Below are 16,614 nucleotides of genomic sequence, written 5' to 3' on the forward strand. Positions count from 1 at the left end.
GACTGTTTCTTATTTCTGGTAAACATACGGCTGGATCCACGCCACTTCTACATCGCCTTTGCGGTAAGGGTTCTTCTTGGGCTTGGTGGAGAGGATCTTCGCTCTTACGAATAATTCATCCTCCTGAAGTTGATAAGAGGCTTCTGTCCCGGTTACCGTTTTCACTATGCTGGTCTTAGGTTCATTTTCTTTGGCGGTGATGAATTGTATAGTGTACTCGATGCCTTTTTCAGCCTTGATCTTTAGGTCCAGCCTGTTATCGCTGAAGGAGACCTTTTCCATTTCCACGCCGGTGGAAGAATAGAATTTACCGGCTTCCATACTTCTAATGAGCGAGTGCGGGTGGAGAATATCGGCTTTCACTACCACCCAGCCGCGGCCGGCATTGCTGAACTTCGACCCGAATTTGTGGTAGTGGTGACTGTCATCTGTGGCCAGGCCGTACATGACGGGTTTTCCCATCTGGAGGTAAGCGATATTGACGCGGTCCCACATTTCTTCGGTACTGCTGTGAATGCTGTCGCCGTAGTTGTTCACGTACGGGTGACCGTTGAAAACCTCGAAAAACCGTTCCCCGTCTACCTGGATGATATCTTCGGCAGAAATGGCATAGGTGAAATTAGGGTGATTGAGGTGTTGTAAGATCGGCTCTCCGCTTTTCTTTTCCTGCGCCATGATGGCGTCGAGGTTGTTCTGAATGAGCTCCACGATAGTATTCCCTTTTTGAGGTTCGATGACCTCCTGAACGTTGATCGCGCCCATGTGCACTGCCTTGCCCTCCAGGTAAGAAGTGACCTCCTCGGCCCTGAAGATCATGAATTCTTCCTCTTTTTCAAAGAGCGGCCGGAATTCCTCCAAAGTCTTCAATTGAACATGTGTACCTGCGGAATCTGTCCTGTAGTTCACCCAGTCTTCGCCATATTTTTTCAGGTACTGCTGAAAAGCTGCCTGGTAAAGACTGTCTTTTCTGATCTTTTTCCATTTTTCCCCTTCGGCAATGATGTTGTGGTCTGATAGTGCCACGAAATCATAGCCGTTATTCTTATACCAGTCCATGATCATCTCGGGAAACTCATCGCCGTCACTCCAGTAGGAATGGGTGTGGAGGTTGCCTTTGTACCATTTCTGCTGGGCCTGAAGAGTGCTCGTAAGCAGAAGCACACATATCACGAATTTTATTTTTTGAAGGGAACAGGTTTTCATAAGTAGGAAAAATTTTTTATTGAACTTTCTGGATCTTGGTCCTTTGGGAAATTCCGTTTTCGTTAAAGGCTTCCACCTGGGAATAGTACGCCTGATCAATATTTAAGGCCCGCAAATTATATTCCGGCTCTCCATAGATCAGGACAGAATTGTTGAGCTTATCTTCTTCAATTCCCCAGTAGATCACATAGCCGGTAGCTCCTTTGACGGGATCCCATTTCAGATCAGCGTTTCGGCGATCTTCCTGCCTATGAACTTGAAAATTTTCGGGAGCCTCAGGTGCCTTTCCGTAGCCTTTTCCGAAGATCCGAAAACCGGAAATGGCAAGATATTCATTAGGAGTACTGATGTTCCTGTACCGCACATATCGCGCGTCGGTTGGAGTTTCGAACGCAATATAGGCGTGGGGCTGGTCCTTCTGATTTTCGGAATAGTCTGCAATAACATCCCATTTTTTTCCATTTTCAGAAGCTTCAATTATGAACTGATGCTTAATTCCTGGCTGTCTTCCGAAGATCTCTGCATTGAATTCGTGGAAGTTCACCTGCAGGGCATGAATTTTCATGGTTTCCCCAAGGTCGATGCTGGCTTCTACTGATCTATCGTTGGTCTTTGCCACCCAAAAACTGCTGATATTCTCATCCACCATGTTCGCAGGATCATAACCGGTGTTTTCTCGGACCATTGATTTCATCCCTGGTCCAATTACTTTTTGCTCCACTTTTTTGTCTAAAACCGAATTGGCAGTGACCTTTTTGCCATAAGAAAGCAGCATCCAGCCTGTAAAGCGATTTTTGTGTTCCTTTACTTCAGCAGTGGGTAAATAATGTGGATAATCCCCGTATGCGGTATTGACATACATTTGGCCATTGTTTTCAAATCCTGCAGGAAAGAGTCCTATTCTGCGTTCAAATTTGTAATTCACGGCGATAGGCATGGTCGCAAAATGCCAATAGTTTCCATTGTTATCCTGAACTGTACTTCCATGGCCGGCACCTGTGACAAAACCTCCGGGTTTATAGGAAACGGGATTGTAAGGAGCATACTCAAAAGGTCCCAACGGATTGTCACCGGTATAAACCCCATCGGCATAAACATTGAATTCTGTGCCAGGAGCGCCATACTGCAGGTAATAGGTGCCATTGTGTTTGGTCATCCATGGGCCTTCCAGATAAGGTGCCATTTCTGAGGAATGGTCCTGCCCAAAGCGTTCCCAACCATGTGCTTCCGGATCGAGCTGAATAAGGGCTGTTTCCTCCCCTTTTGGGAGATAATTATTGTCCGGGTCAAGTTCTACCCCATAAAGCGGATGTTTATTGGAAGACTCCTCGTACAAAAAAACTTTTCCGTCATCATCAACGAAAAGTGCAGGATCCTGAATGCTGATCGGGAGTACGCTATAGGAAGTTTTCCAGTCTCCAACTTCGGGCGTATCGGTGCTAATAATGGCCATTCTTCCGGAGGGATCGCCGGCTACTATGATCTTATCCCCGTGAACAGCAGCGGCAGGGGCGTTACTGCCGTTGAAATACCAGTTTTGAGGCGTGATGAATTCCCAGTTGCTCATATCATCTGAAACCCAGTAGCCGTAGGAGCGGGTAACGAACATGAAAAATTTTCCTTTGAAGTTGATCACCGCCGGGTCGGCTCCTGCCCGATAGGAAACTCCGGTATAGGAGTTATGGGCCACATAGGTGTAATCTATATCTATGGGATTGCAGTAGGTTAGAAAATCCCTTTCACCAGGGGTGTTTTGACCTCTTCCGGGGAAATAGACCAGTATAAAAAGAAGAAAAAGACTGATGTTTTTCATTTTTTGAAATCCTTTTTTGGTTTACCGTACTTTAAAAGCCTTGGTGGTACGTGGGTCTATGGAGTCATTATTATGATCGTTGTACTTCAGGAATTTCTTGTGAAGCCTGGAAACGGTTTCCTGATATTCCGGTTGGTCGATCAGGTTGTGTTCCTGCGCGAGGTCATTTGAAAAATCATACAATTCGGTGGCTTCTTCATTCCTGTCTACTACCAGGACAAGATCTCCTTCCCTGATAGCGCCTTCATAGGCAAAACCAGCCTGGTAAAGGATGAACTCGTGCAAAGGTTCGTTCTCGGCTTGTTTTCCGGTAAGAATGGGCAGGAGGGAAGCGCTGTCTTTTGCCTGATCCTCCTCCATGTTCTGCCCGGTGATCTCATACATGGTGGCTACCCAGTCGTGGCCCACGATCAACTGATCTGAAACCGATCCGGGTTTGATGACCGAGCCGGCATCGGTGCCATCTCCCCATTTCGCAATAAAAGGTACGCGGTGCCCACCTTCATAAACCGAAGCCTTATAATCACGAAGAGGACCGTTGTTATCATGAGAAGGGTCGCCGTAATGGGTAATGTGAGGCCAAAGGGCGCCATTGTCGCTTGTGAAGAAGATCAGGGTATTATCGGCAATACCTTCTTCCTCAAGTTTGTTCAGAATCTTTCCAACCTGCAGGTCGAGTTCATACAGCACATCTGAAGTTACCGCCCCGGTCTTACCCATCACCTGCTCATCTATGGTCGACGCATCGCCGTCAAAGTCGAATGGCGGAGTATGAGGCACGTGAATTGCCTGAGAAGCGAAATATAGTAAGAAAGGCTGCTCTTTTCCGGTTTCCTTATTGTTCTGAAGGTGCTGATCAATAAAATTCACAGCTCCGTTGGTAAAAATGATCCCGGCCTGACTGGAGTCATAATCCACATCTCCCCGGGCGGGAACCTTGCCGGCTTCCACGATCTCAGAAAGTCCGTTGTCACTTACCCTGTAAAATCCGTTTTTCAGGAGGCGGGTGCTGGAGTTATCTGCCGGTTTTCTGGGATCAACAGGAACAAATTTTCCATTTTCGAAATATGCGTAGGGTTCATGCTGGATTCCGCTAAGAAGTCCCAGCCAGTAATCAAAACCGTGTTCATTTAAAGCGTCATCAACTCCGCGACTGTAGTCCATAGTGTTGAGCTTATCTTTTTCCCTGATGACTTCTCCTTCGGAATTATAAACATTTCCGCCTAAATGCATTTTTCCGAAGAAAGCGGTCTTATAGCCTGCATTTTGCAGGATCTCACCTACAGTAATATGCCTTCCGGCTTTAGTCCTGTCGCCGTTAAGGCTGAAACCCGAGCTGTTATTCACATCCCACGAACCACCCGGGCGGCCATTTCTGTAGGGATAACTTCCCGTCAATAAGCTAAAGCGGGAAGGGGCACAGAGGGCTGCCGGCGCATGGGCATCGGTAAAGCGCATTCCCTGTTTTGCCAGTTTGTCGATGTTGGGAGTAGGCACAGTGCCACCGTCAATGCCAAGGTCGGCATAGCCGACATCATCGGCAAGGATGAAAATCACGTTAGGGGCTTCAGGCGCAGTCTTTGATTCCTGTGCATGGACAGAGAAAACCGAAAGCCATATAAGAGCGATCAGGGAAATAGGAAAACTTTTCATGATAACAGGTATTAATTAAAAGCCAATGATCCTGAGTACTTAAAAAAGCGGTCAGGATCATAGCTTTATAGGGAGGAGATCATCATATTTTATTGGGTCAATTCAAATGATCCGGCCATTTTGTTGTCTGAGCTTCCACCAATGAAAAACTCATACTCTCCCGGTTCATTTACAAACTCGATGTTATAATTGTAGAACTTCAGGTCTTCGGGAGTGATCGTAAAGGTCACTGTTTTAGATTCCCCCTTTTTAAGAGCGATCTTCTGGAAACCTTTAAGCTCTTTTCCGGGAGGAGTGACAGATCTCACTACATCGCGAATATAAAGCTGCACGACCTCCTCCCCATCGAAATCTCCGGTATTGGTAACGGTCGCGCTGAGTTCGATAGAACCATCAGTACCCAGTTTTTCTGCGTTTGCCTTTACATCGCTGTATTCAAAGGTGGTATAGCTTAATCCATAACCGAATGGGAGTAACGGGCTGTTAGGAGAATCCAGGTAGTTGGTCTTGAACTTCTGGAAATCGCCTGATTCCGGTCCCGGTCTTCCGGTAGTTTTCATTCTGTAATGGATCGGGATCTGGCCTACGCTTCTTGGCCAGCTGTTGGTCAGTTTTCCTGAAGGATTGTAATTTCCAAATAACACGTCACCTACGGCATTTCCGGCTTCCACCCCGGGATGCCATATCTGAAGAATGCTCACCGGTAGGGCCATTTCTTCGGAAATATCAAGAGGTCTTCCGCTCATTAGAACAAGTACCACAGGCTTCCCTGTTTTTACCAGCTCATTGATAAGTTTTTTCTGGCTGTCGGGAATGGTGATATCGGTGCGGCTGGCCGCTTCCCCGCTCATCTCGGTAGCTTCTCCAACTACGGCAACGACAACATCAGAACTTTTAGCCAGATCAAGAGCCTCCTTTAGTAGGGCCTCGGGAGACTCCTCAGCGATCTGAATTCTTTGCCCGAACACATTTACTTTTTTGGCAAAACTGGTGTCATTTGAAATATTTGCCCCTTTCGCATATGTGATATTTGCGTTCGGAGCTACATTTTTAAGCCCTTCCAGAATTGGAACAGACAACTGCGGATTCCCGGTTGGAGCCCAGGTTCCCAGCATGTTGTTCTTATTGTTGGCCAATGGTCCAACCAATGCGATCTTCGCATTCTTAAACAGCGGCAGGGTATTATTATGCTTTTTCAGCAGGACGAAAGATCTGGTCGCGGCTTTTCTCGCCAATTGTCTGTTCTCTTCTGTCAGGATATCTTTTTCAGGTCTGCTTTCATCTGAATACAGGTAAGGATCATCCAGCAGGCCGATCTTATGCTTGGCTTCAAGGATCCTTCTCGCTGCTTTAGTGATCTGCTCTTCGGAAACCAGTCCTTCTTCTACAGATTTTTTCAGGGTGGTCAAAAAACCTTCCCCTACCATATCCATATCCAGTCCTGCATTGATCGCCAACGCTGAAACTGCCTGCAGGTCACCCAACCCGTGAGCGATCATTTCATTTACCGAAGTATAGTCTGAAACAACAAATCCGTCAAAACCCCATCTTTCACGAAGCAGATCGGTAAGTAACCACTTATTCCCAGTGGCAGGAATTCCGTCAATATCATTAAATGAGGTCATTACACTCCCAACACCTGCGTCTACCGCAGCTTTGTAGGGAGGAAGGTATTCATTGAACATTTTAAGGCGGCTCATATCAACCGTGTTGTAATCCCTTCCGGCTTCTGGAGCGCCATATAAAGCCATGTGCTTCACCGTTGCCATCATGGTGTGCGGAAGGGACATGTCTTCGCCCTGATAACCCTCTACCATTGCTTTCGCGATCTGGGACCCCAGGTAAGGATCTTCACCCGCTCCTTCTGCTATTCGGCCCCATCTTGGATCCCTGGCGATATCCACCATAGGTGAAAAGTTCCAGTTTATCCCATCGGCGGTAGCTTCTTTCGCTGCCATTTCAGCTCCTTCCTTGATCAATTCCAGGTCCCAGCTGGAAGAAAGTCCCAGCGGGATGGGATAAGTGGTCTTATATCCATGAATGATATCTGATCCAATTAAAAGCGGTATTCCCAAGCGGGAGTTTTTAACGGCTAATTCCTGCGCCTGTCGTACCCTTTCAGGGCTGGAGACACCAAATACTCCTCCCACATTTCCTGCCTTGATCTTGGCTTCCACATCTTCACTAACCACAGAACCTGTAGCTATTCCGCCACCCGGGGTAAGCAGGTTCAACTGACCTATCTTCTCTTCAAGCGTCATTTTCTCAAGCAGTTCTTCCACCTGCGGGATCTTTTCCTGTGCCTGGAGGCCCGAAAGCCCGGTAAAGAGCAGGAGAGCAACTGACAGTTTAAATTTTCTCATCTTCATATTCTTTAAAAAATTGGTAATTCCTATTATATTATTTTACTTCCTGAACCTCAGTTCTTTCTGAGATCCCGTTCTCATTAAATGCTTCGATACTGAAGTAGTACGTTGTACCTTTATCCAGGTTGCGCATAAAATGCTCGTTTTTATCATAGATCAACCAGGACTGGTATAATTTATCTGGTGCGATCCCCCAGCGGATATTATAACCCTGGGCACCTTTAACCGGCTCCCACTTAAAGGCTGCATCTCTTCGATCATCCTGGCGCTCTATCTTAAAGCCTTTCACTTTTGCAGGTTTCTTTCCAAGGCCTTTTCCGAAAACTCTTATCTCAGATAGTGCAAAATTCTTTCCGGGAACCTTTACGTTGTTGTACCGAACATATTTTGCCTTTACAGGTTTATTAAGGGTGAGATAGGCATTTGGGGAATCTTCAAAACTATTGCTTCTATCCACGATCGTTTTCCAGTCTTTGCCATTTTCAGAAACTTCAATGGTGAACCTGTGTTTCAGTCCTTCGGTTCTTGTGTAAATACCTGATTCCTCATCATGGAAATTGATCTGAAGGGCATAGATATTTCCTGGAGCAAGCATTTCGATCTCCACCCACTGTTTGTCGTCATTGGCCTCAGCCACCCAGAAGGATTTGGGGCTTTCGTCTGTCAGGACCTCTGAAATGATCTCTCCTTCACTGTTCTTTTTCAGCGGCATCTCTGTAATGTCGAATTGCCCGTCGGTAGAAGTACTTTTGCTTATCTGCATTTTAGAAGAGGAAACCGTGGTCCTGCCTTTATAGGAAAGCAGCATCCAACCGGTATGCTGGCCGGCTTTCGTAGGATGGGCCGGACTATGCAAGGGATAGTCCCCATAGCTGGTATTCGTATACATCAATCCTTCATCATCAAAGTAAGTGGGGAACATTGCAAGACGACGTTCCCAGTGAGAGTTGGAAGCCAGGGCCATTGTGGCAAAATGCCAGTATTGTCCGTTGGTTTGTTTCACCGTGATCCCGTGGCCGGCTCCATTGGTAAAACCTCCAGGCTTGAAACTGTAGGGATTGTTTTTCATGTATTTAAATGGGCCGAGCGGAGTTTCACCAATATAAGCGGCATCTGCATAAACGTTGAACTGTGTTCCCGGAGCAGCATACTGTAAATAGTACTTACCATCATGTTTGGTCATGGAAGCACCTTCCATATAGCCTTCCTTGAGGGTTGGATGGAAGTTGTTTTCTCCAAAACGTTCCCAGCCGTGCTCTTCCTCCACCAGGTTTATAAGCTCTTTTTGTACGCCGGTTTCAAGAAATCGGTCGTCCTTATCCAGCATTTTCACACGAAGAGGATGTAAATTCGATGAGCCCCAGTACAGATAGGTTTTTCCGTCATCATCAATGAACAATTCAGAATCCTGGATGTTGTTGGATATGGAAGCTGTCGGGGTCCATTCACCGCTTTTAGGGTCATCGGTGTAAAGTATGCTGCCGTAGCCCGCAGGATCCCCGGCAAAATAAACCAGGGAATCTTTGTAATTGAATGCGGTTGGCGCGTTGGAACCTTCAAAGAACCATTGTTTTGGCTTGATGAATTCCCAGTTGACCAGATCTTTGGAATGCCAGTACCCAAAAGAACGGGTAACGAACATATAGTATTCCCCACGGTACTCGATCACTGCTGGATCGGCTCCAGAACGATATGAAATATTGTTAGCCGAATTATACACCATGTAGGTATAGTCGATATCCAGCGGATTGATATAGGTTTCCGGCACCACTTCCTGCGAATGAAGCATTGCGGCGGTTAAGAAAGCAGCTGTAGCAATTATATTTTTAAAGATCTTCATTTCTTTTTCAATCAGTTTATTAGTTCGAATTCAGATTTAAGAGTATTACGGGAATCGGTTCCTACAAATACTTCAAATTCTCCAGGCTCATACACATGTTCCAGCTCGTTGTTATAGAATTTGAGATCTTCGGCAGTAATGCTGAAAATGACTTTTTTTGATTCTCCTTTCTCGATGAATACCTTTTGGAAACACTTAAGTTGTTTTACCGGCCTGGTGATAGAACCAACAAGATCTCTCACATATAGCTGAACAACTTCCTTACCATCGTAGTTGCCGGAGTTTTTTACGGTAACCGAAACTTCAAGTGTATCCTCAGGAGATAATTTGTCAGAGCTTAGAGTAAGATCTGAATATTCAAAAGTGGTATAGCTCAAACCATATCCAAACGGGTATAAAGGTTCATTGCGTTCATCCAGGTAATTAGACCTGAATTTTTCGAACTCTCCCTTGTCATTTTTCAAAGGCCTTCCGGTATTCTTATGATTGTAGAAGATGGGTATCTGGCCAACGCTTCTTGGAAAGCTCATGGTTAATTTAGCTGAAGGGTTAACTTCCCCAAAAAGGACATCGGCAATGGCCGATCCTGTTTCAGTCCCTCCGAACCAAACATCCAGAATGGCAGGAACCGTTTCATCCTCCTCGTTCATGACTAAAGGTCGGCCGTTGAACAATACAAGCACTACCGGCTTTCCGGTCTTTAAAAGGGCCTGTAGCAAATCCTTTTGAGCCTGAGGGATCGAAATATCCGTACGGCTGCTGCTTTCCCCGCTCATTTCTGCGGATTCTCCAATTGCAGCGATGATGACATCGGCTTTTGCAGCGATATCTATGGCTTCTTTTCTTAATTCCTCATCAGATCTGCCGTCCCTTGGAATGTCTTTTCCGAAGGTAGTTCCTCTTTTTTCGAGCTCCAGGTCATAGGAGACATTACTTCCCTTTGCGTATACTATTTTCGCACGGTTACCAACTTCTTCCTTGATCCCTTCCAGTACTGAAACCGATTTATCCTGAGGTGCGGCAACGCTCCAGGTACCGGCCATATTGGTCCGGTTAGAGGCAAGAGGGCCTACTACTGCTATGGTCCCTTCTTTCTGTAACGGAAGTAAATTATTTTCATTTTTAAGCAATACCATGGACTGGGAAGCCACCTGTCTTGCAAAATCCCGGTTCTCTTTGGTGAATACTTCCGCCGCCGCCCTTTCTTCATCCAGATATCTGTAAGGATCTTCAAACAGGCCGAGCTGGTATTTCGCTTCCAGCACTCTTCTTACCGCTGTATTAATGGTTTCCATGCTCACCTTTCCTTCTTCCAGGGATTTTTCAAGGGTAGAAATGAATCCTTCGCCCACCATGTCCATATCGATGCCGGCGTTCAAAGCACGGGCAGATACGGTTTGGAGGTCACCTATTCCGTGGTCTACCATTTCGTTGATCCCCGTATAGTCGGTCACGACAAAGCCATCAAAACCCCATTGCTCTCTCAAAACATCAGTTAGTAGCCATTTATTTCCTGTCGCTGGTACCCCGTTTATCTCGTTAAAAGACGCCATTACCGAACCGACCCCTGCTTCAACCGCCGCTTTGTAAGGAGGCAGGTAAACGTTGTACATACGGTTCTTACTCATATCAACCGTATTGTAATCCCTGCCTGCCTCGGCTGCACCGTATAGCGCGAAATGTTTTACACAGGCCATCAAGGTATTGTTCCTGCTAAGATCATCTTGCTGGTAACCACGTACCATGGCCTTTGCCACCTGGCTGTTGTAAAAAGGATCTTCGCCGGCTCCTTCGGAAACGCGACCCCATCTTGCATCTCTGGAAAGATCGACCATAGGGGAGAAGGTCCAGTTGATCCCGTCGGCGGTAGCTTCCCTAGCTGCCATTTTTGCCGTTTCCTCGATCAGATCCATGTCCCAGGAAGTGGAAAGTCCAAGAGGGATAGGAAAGGAGGTTTCATAGCCGTGAACAACGTCCATTCCAAAGATCATGGGAATTCCCAAGCGGCTGTCTTCAACCGCGATCTTCTGGACATTTTTTATCTTTTCTACCGATTTGATATTGAAGAGCCCACCGATTTTCCCTTCCCTGATCTTTTGGGCGACATTCGAGCTTTGCGCTTGCCCTGTAGTGATATCCCCCGAAGATGGCAGGTTTAACTGGCCAAGCTTTTCAGTAAGGGTCATAAGGTCCATTAAGGAGTCTATGGTCTTGTCCATCTTTTCTTTGTCGGCTGTGTAGGCTTCATAATTGATACGATCAACCTGAGAAAAAGCAGTTGTGGAAAGTGCCAAAAAGACAATTAGGCTTACTTTTTTAAATATTGATATTTTCTTTAAATTGGTCTTCATTTCTTAATTTTTAGCGGCCTCTATCTACCAGAGTTTTTATTTGGCCGTGGTATTTCTATTTCCTTTTTGGTTGGAAAACAACCAGCTTAACAGGTAAGGTTCAGAAAGAGCCGAATCCCAGCTGTTGTGGTTGTCATTCGGGTAAAGGGATAACTTGGCGTTGCCTCCGTAATGATTGATCATTCGGGCCATCTCTTTTGAAAAAGAAGGTGGCACGATATCATCTTTTTCTCCGTGAAAGATCCAGATGTTGAATCCATCCGGGTAATCTTCAGTAATAGCGGGATCTGCCCCGCCACAAATGGCAAATGCCGCCGCGAACATTTCTGGTTGACGATAGATGAGTTCATAGGTGCCCATTCCGCCCATGGAAAGTCCGCCCACATAGATCCTGTTGTTGTCTACATAGTCTTCCGCAGAAACAGAATTCAGAAGGGCCATTACCAACTGTAGGGATGTTGTAGGCCCTTCCTCCTTCTTAAAATTAAACTCAAAGGGTTTCACTTTACGATCAACATCGACCCGGGCCCAGTAATCTTCTTTTGGGGCTTGTGGAAAAATGATGATCGCGGGAAATTCTTTTCTTACTTCTTTCTTCAGAAACAGGTCGCCGCCATGGGTGAGCTGTGCCTTGTTGTCATTGCCTCGTTCTCCTGCTCCATGAAGGAAAAGCACCAGGGGGTATTCTTTATTTCGGTCAAAATCTTTAGGAAAGAGGACCCTGTAATTCAATGTATCCTTTCCCTGGATAAATGTTTTACGCTGATAATCCTCATACGTTTGTGCCCCGATCGAGAATGGGATCATCAGCAGGGTGTAGAGCAGTGCGAGAATCAGATACAAAAGCCTCATTTTCAACGGTCACATTTATTAATAGTTAAAACCAAGTTTGTCCAGACCTTTCTTGATTTCGGGAGCGTTCATGAACAGGTCCCAGATCAAACCTGACCTGTAATTTTCGATCATTACTACCATAGGCCCCTGGTCGATCGCAAGATACTGAGGCGCTACCCAATCTTCGCCTTCAAGACTAAAGGCGTCGTAGAATCCTGCAGGTCCCCATAACAGGTCGTTCAGGTCTGTATAAAAATACCTCATGGCTCTCAGCGATTTTTCGGGGGTATAAGGAATAGAGCTTATGGCCGCTGTTGGGGAAACCACCCCGCGGTCGTCATCTGGAGAATGTGCCGTATAGCCAATTCCACCATCCTCTTTTCGAGTGTAGCTTGCAGTTAAACCCCAGGAATTGGGTCCGTAGGTTTCAAAATTCTTCGGATTTTCCTGAGCATACTCGTAATTTATCAGCGTGTGATTTACATTGAGGTCCCAGTAATTAGCATATCTATCTGAAAGCCCTTTCGGATTAAGTCCGAGGTAAGAATAATGCGCCCAGAACAAAGGTCCGCCTTTGTCTCCCCGGGTATTGTGCTTTAAGATCAACGGGAGACCGTAAGCCTCAACATCGGTAGTAATGTTACCACTGCGGGCCCAGCCTTTGTGATATGCATCAGCATCTATAGCATGTTCCGGGGAAGAGGCTGCCATCACGTAGGTGATAAGGCACTCGTTGTAACCTTCTATCATGAAATCCATTTCCCATTGATAATCGGGCGACCAGTGCCAGTAGATCCCGTCTTTATTGTTGGTGTACCAGTCCCATTCGATCCCCTTCCAGAGTTCATCGTATTTTTCTGCAACGGCTTGTTCTTCTTCGGAACCGTTTTTAAGATATTCTCTTACTACAAGGAAGCCCTGGGCTAAAAATGAGGTCTCCACTATGTCACCTCCATTGTCCTTTCTTCCGAAGGCCTGAGTTTCGCCGGTCTCTCCGTTGATCCAGTGAGGCCATGCGCCGTGAAAGCGGGTGGTGCTATCAAGAAATTCGGCTATCTTATCTAGTCGTGCCACTGCGGAGTCACGAGGGATGAACCCTCTTTCCATTCCTGCAACTATGGCCATTAGGCCAAACCCGCTACCCCCGGTGGTAACCACGTGGGCATCATTTTTGGGGTAATTGCCGTCAGGATGAAAACGCTCGCGAGCCATTCCTGAATTGGGTTCGGCGTAATCCCAGAAGTATTTGAGGGTCTGTTTTTGAACGGTGTCCAACAAAGCTTCTTCAGAAATTTCCTGTTCCTGAACAGGTCGGTCTGTTGCGTTTTCTGCAAGCTTCTTTTCCTGTTTGCAGTTCATGAAAAGAAGCGTTGAAAAGGTAATTATTAGTATGTAAGGTTTTTTCATTTTAGATCTGTGGTATTTATTTAATAGGTAAAGCCCAGTTTCTGTAGTCCGCTTTGAACAGCTTTAATTGACATGAACAAACTCCAGGGTAGACCGGTGCGGTAATTTTCGATCATAGCCACAATGGGCCCCTGGTCAATGGCCAGATAACCATTTGCCACCCAATTGTGTTCTTCTGAAAAAGCATCATAGAAGCCATAGGGTCCCCACAATTGATCACCCATATCTTCATAAAAATATCTTAGTGCCTGCATCGACTTTTCCGGAGTATAAGGAAAAGAGGAAAGAGCGGCAGTTGGAGTAATAACTCCCAGATCATTAGTAGGACTATGAGCGGAATAACCCTCATGATTGTCAGATGCCGTTAACCCCCATGAATTTGGTCCATATCCTTTATAATTTTTGGGATTTTCTACCGCATATTCATAATTGATTAAGGTATGGGCAGTATTCTGCTCCCAGTAATTTGCAAATTGGTCGTGAAGGTTTCGGGGGTCAAGGCCAATAAACGAATAATGACTGAAGAAAAGAGGTCCACCATAAGCCGGACCTAAAGGCATATTTATGCCGTAATGCATTCTATTGGTCATCATGCTGCCACCTGATGCCCATCCTTCTATATAGACCTCTTGGGTAATTGGGTGGGTAGGAGAAGAAGCTGCTAAAACATACACGATCAAAGCTTCATTCCAGCCCCTTATTTCCATGTTCATTTGGAAACCATAATTAGGTGACCAATGCCAGTACAGGGTATTCTGATTTTGAGTGTACCAATCCCATTCCACATTTTCCCAAAGCTCGGTTATTCTGGTGTCAATCGATTCATCTTCAAAGTATTCCCGACAAATTAATAACCCTTGTATTAAAAAGGCGGTTTCAACCAGATCCCCTCCATTGTCAAACTCGCTGAAAGGCCTGGTTTGCGCCGTATTTCCAAAATACCAGTGAGAAAATGCCCCGTGATAAGTGGGTGCCGTTTCTAAAAAGGTCAATATTTTATCTAATCGTTGTATTGCCTGGGCATTTGTGATCCAGCCACGTTCAACTGCGGTCGGGAAGGAGGCAAGACCAAATCCTGTTCCTCCGGTAGTCACAATGTTCAATCCTTCTCCATTGTAAGCATCAGCCTGGGACCGTTCCCTTGCCATCCCACTATTAGGTTCAGCAAAATCCCAGAAGTATCTGAAGGTCTGCTTTTGAACAAGTTCCAGAAGTTCTTCATCGCTTAAGCTTTCTTCAGATCCGTTTTCTTCGGAACCAGGAATGTAGGGTTCCTGATATCCCGGGCCTGAATCTTTAGAACAGGCCAGAAAAAAGATCATAATAAACGGCACGGAAAAGTATTTAATTAAACTTTTCATGGAGATAAGTGATTGTGGGTCAAATAAAAAGAACAGTCCCCAAAAATGTAGTTTTTGAGGACTGTATTCTTAATGATTAGTTGTTCATTTCGTCAACTATTTCCTCTTGAGTTAAAGCGATTCGGTAGAAACGCAGTTCGTCAATAAAACTTCTGTCTGAGAGGTGATTCCATGCGGTAAAACGTGGGGCACCGGACATTACAGACACAATATCTGCTCCCGTCCAGTCTACACCGCCTGAAACAGCAGCTTTATTCACTAGTTCCCCATTTAAATAGATTTTACTTTCGGAACCTGAAATAGTGAAAGCCACGTGTACCCACTCTCCGGCAGTTACATCAATTAGGCCTCCGTCATTCCAACTATTAGCGCTTCCGGTACCAACACTTGCTTTAATACGTTGGCTATCGGCAGATCCCTCTCTAAATAAATGAAAACCATAATTAAGGTTGTTTGCATCAGGATTTTCTTCATTAACAGCACTCACTGTAATGATACCCGCGCGGTCTGGAGTGGAATTTACTTTATACCAGAAGGTTGTGCTGAATTCTTCACCCAGTAATCCATCAGAAGGGAAAGTTAAGTAAGCGCCTTCGGCTCCTGCATAAGCATCACTTCCTGCAACACTTTCACCAGCAAAACCGGGAGAACCAACTACCTCAATATTTCTTCCAGAAACTTGTTCAGTATAATCTCCATCAAATGGAAGATAAAGTGATAGATCTTCAGAAGGAGGATTAACCATCATATTGATATCCTCAGCTGTCAGGGCGGCATTAAATATTCTTAGATCATCGATCAAACTTGTATCTGAATTGTGTCCCCAGCCGCTGAAATTCAATCCTGAACCTATTACTAGTTCTTCCACATTGGTCCAGTCTATTGGTACATTGACCAGATCTGTTTCTCTTACCAGGTTTCCGTCAAAATATATTGCGGTTCCGGAAGGGGAGACAGTAAAAGTGATATGGGTCCACTCGGCCTCAGTACCAATGTTCCCACCATCATTCCAAACATCGCTGGCACCTGTGCCTACGTTTAATTTGATAAGGTCAGTTTGTTCTCTGAATAATCGGAAGCCCTGATTTCTGTCATCATCATCTGTTGCAGTAATGATTCCTGCTCTTTCCTGGTTTGGATCAAGTTTGTACCAAAAAGCAACGGTGAATTCATTTCCGAGGTCTGCCATTGGAATTGTGAGATAGGAATCTGAAGCCCCCTGGTAGGCACCACTGCCGGCGTAAGCATCATCAGAAAATCCTGGATTTCCTACCTGTGTTGGATTCTGCAGTTCCACGAGCTCCATAAAAGATCCGTCAAAAGGCATGTAGAAGATCTCATTCGCAAACCTTGGGGAGTATGGAGGTTCCTTGGTGAAGTTCACAGTTTTGGTAGTAACTTTGCCGTCTGTGTCGGTAGCCGTTACCGTAACCGTATGCTGCCCAAGGGGGAGATCTTCAAAAGTGACTTTTTGTAAAGCGATCCTGTAATCTGGAAATTCAGTGTAGGTTGCAACGTTCTGTCCATTCACCTGTACCTCGATCTCTTCGATTTCAATATCATCCTCGACTCGAAAATCGATTTCAATATCAGAAAGTTCGGAGGCTTCATTAATCACTGTACCTTCTCTGGGATAGTTAATGGTAACTTCTGGGGCGCCTTCATCTTGCCCGGGATCAACTGCCGTGATAGGATCTATTCCTTCCCGCTCACATCCTGCAAGGATAAGTAGGAAGACGAGAAGGCTTAAATATTTTATATTAATTTTTTTCATTTTTTCTGATTT

Annotated in this window: 10 protein-coding genes; all 10 read right to left on the reverse strand. The window is 45.6% G+C overall.

The genetic code is table 11. The features are described 5' to 3' along the window. Nucleotides 1–9: 9 nt before the first annotated feature. On the reverse strand, nt 10–1,203 hold the full coding sequence (locus BLS64_RS02540; RefSeq protein ID WP_093111400.1) for a CehA/McbA family metallohydrolase domain-containing protein: 1,194 nt from the start codon (nt 1,201–1,203) through the stop codon (nt 10–12). A 16-nt stretch (nt 1,204–1,219) separates the two neighbouring features. Further along, the gene (locus tag BLS64_RS02545; RefSeq protein WP_093111402.1) at nt 1,220–3,016 is read right to left on the reverse strand and encodes a family 43 glycosylhydrolase; all 1,797 of its coding nucleotides are present in this window, start codon (nt 3,014–3,016) and stop codon (nt 1,220–1,222) included. A gap of 21 nt (nt 3,017–3,037) precedes the next feature. Then, complete coding sequence (locus BLS64_RS02550) at nt 3,038–4,669, reverse strand: sulfatase-like hydrolase/transferase (RefSeq protein ID WP_093111404.1); 1,632 nt, start codon at nt 4,667–4,669, stop codon at nt 3,038–3,040. A gap of 89 nt (nt 4,670–4,758) precedes the next feature. Then, a complete protein-coding gene (gene bglX / locus BLS64_RS02555; RefSeq protein ID WP_093112273.1) occupies nt 4,759–7,032 on the reverse strand; it encodes a beta-glucosidase BglX in 2,274 nt (757 codons plus the stop codon). A 37-nt stretch (nt 7,033–7,069) separates the two neighbouring features. Continuing rightward, nucleotides 7,070–8,875 carry a family 43 glycosylhydrolase gene (locus BLS64_RS02560; RefSeq protein ID WP_093111406.1) on the reverse strand — a complete coding sequence of 602 codons (1,806 nt, stop codon included), beginning with the start codon at nt 8,873–8,875 and terminating at the stop codon, nt 7,070–7,072. An 11-nt stretch (nt 8,876–8,886) separates the two neighbouring features. Then, on the reverse strand, nt 8,887–11,226 hold the full coding sequence (gene bglX / locus BLS64_RS02565) for a beta-glucosidase BglX (RefSeq protein WP_093111408.1): 2,340 nt from the start codon (nt 11,224–11,226) through the stop codon (nt 8,887–8,889). 36 nt (nt 11,227–11,262) lie between these two features. Further along, complete coding sequence (locus tag BLS64_RS02570; RefSeq protein WP_176763408.1) at nt 11,263–12,078, reverse strand: carboxylesterase family protein; 816 nt, start codon at nt 12,076–12,078, stop codon at nt 11,263–11,265. A gap of 18 nt (nt 12,079–12,096) precedes the next feature. Further along, a complete protein-coding gene (locus BLS64_RS02575; RefSeq protein ID WP_176763409.1) occupies nt 12,097–13,467 on the reverse strand; it encodes a glucoamylase family protein in 1,371 nt (456 codons plus the stop codon). A 20-nt stretch (nt 13,468–13,487) separates the two neighbouring features. After that, complete coding sequence (locus BLS64_RS02580; RefSeq protein WP_093111414.1) at nt 13,488–14,828, reverse strand: glucoamylase family protein; 1,341 nt, start codon at nt 14,826–14,828, stop codon at nt 13,488–13,490. 76 nt (nt 14,829–14,904) lie between these two features. Next, on the reverse strand, nt 14,905–16,602 hold the full coding sequence (locus BLS64_RS02585) for a LamG domain-containing protein (RefSeq protein WP_093111416.1): 1,698 nt from the start codon (nt 16,600–16,602) through the stop codon (nt 14,905–14,907). Nucleotides 16,603–16,614 lie beyond the last annotated feature (12 nt).

Origin of the sequence: Salinimicrobium catena (genome assembly GCF_900102915.1) — a bacterium.
Classification (GTDB): Bacteria; Bacteroidota; Bacteroidia; order Flavobacteriales; family Flavobacteriaceae; genus Salinimicrobium; species Salinimicrobium catena.

What these genes read in the sequence shown, in the direction of transcription:
- BLS64_RS02540 (WP_093111400.1), bottom strand. Translation starts at nt 1,203, where the DNA reads ATGAAAACCTGTTCCCTTCAAAAAATAAAATTCGTGATATGTGTGCTT.
- BLS64_RS02545 (WP_093111402.1), bottom strand. Translation starts at nt 3,016, where the DNA reads ATGAAAAACATCAGTCTTTTTCTTCTTTTTATACTGGTCTATTTCCCC.
- BLS64_RS02550 (WP_093111404.1), bottom strand. Translation starts at nt 4,669, where the DNA reads ATGAAAAGTTTTCCTATTTCCCTGATCGCTCTTATATGGCTTTCGGTT.
- bglX (WP_093112273.1), bottom strand. Translation starts at nt 7,032, where the DNA reads ATGAGAAAATTTAAACTGTCAGTTGCTCTCCTGCTCTTTACCGGGCTT.
- BLS64_RS02560 (WP_093111406.1), bottom strand. Translation starts at nt 8,875, where the DNA reads ATGAAGATCTTTAAAAATATAATTGCTACAGCTGCTTTCTTAACCGCC.
- bglX (WP_093111408.1), bottom strand. Translation starts at nt 11,226, where the DNA reads ATGAAGACCAATTTAAAGAAAATATCAATATTTAAAAAAGTAAGCCTA.
- BLS64_RS02570 (WP_176763408.1), bottom strand. Translation starts at nt 12,078, where the DNA reads ATGAGGCTTTTGTATCTGATTCTCGCACTGCTCTACACCCTGCTGATG.
- BLS64_RS02575 (WP_176763409.1), bottom strand. Translation starts at nt 13,467, where the DNA reads ATGAAAAAACCTTACATACTAATAATTACCTTTTCAACGCTTCTTTTC.
- BLS64_RS02580 (WP_093111414.1), bottom strand. Translation starts at nt 14,828, where the DNA reads ATGAAAAGTTTAATTAAATACTTTTCCGTGCCGTTTATTATGATCTTT.
- BLS64_RS02585 (WP_093111416.1), bottom strand. Translation starts at nt 16,602, where the DNA reads ATGAAAAAAATTAATATAAAATATTTAAGCCTTCTCGTCTTCCTACTT.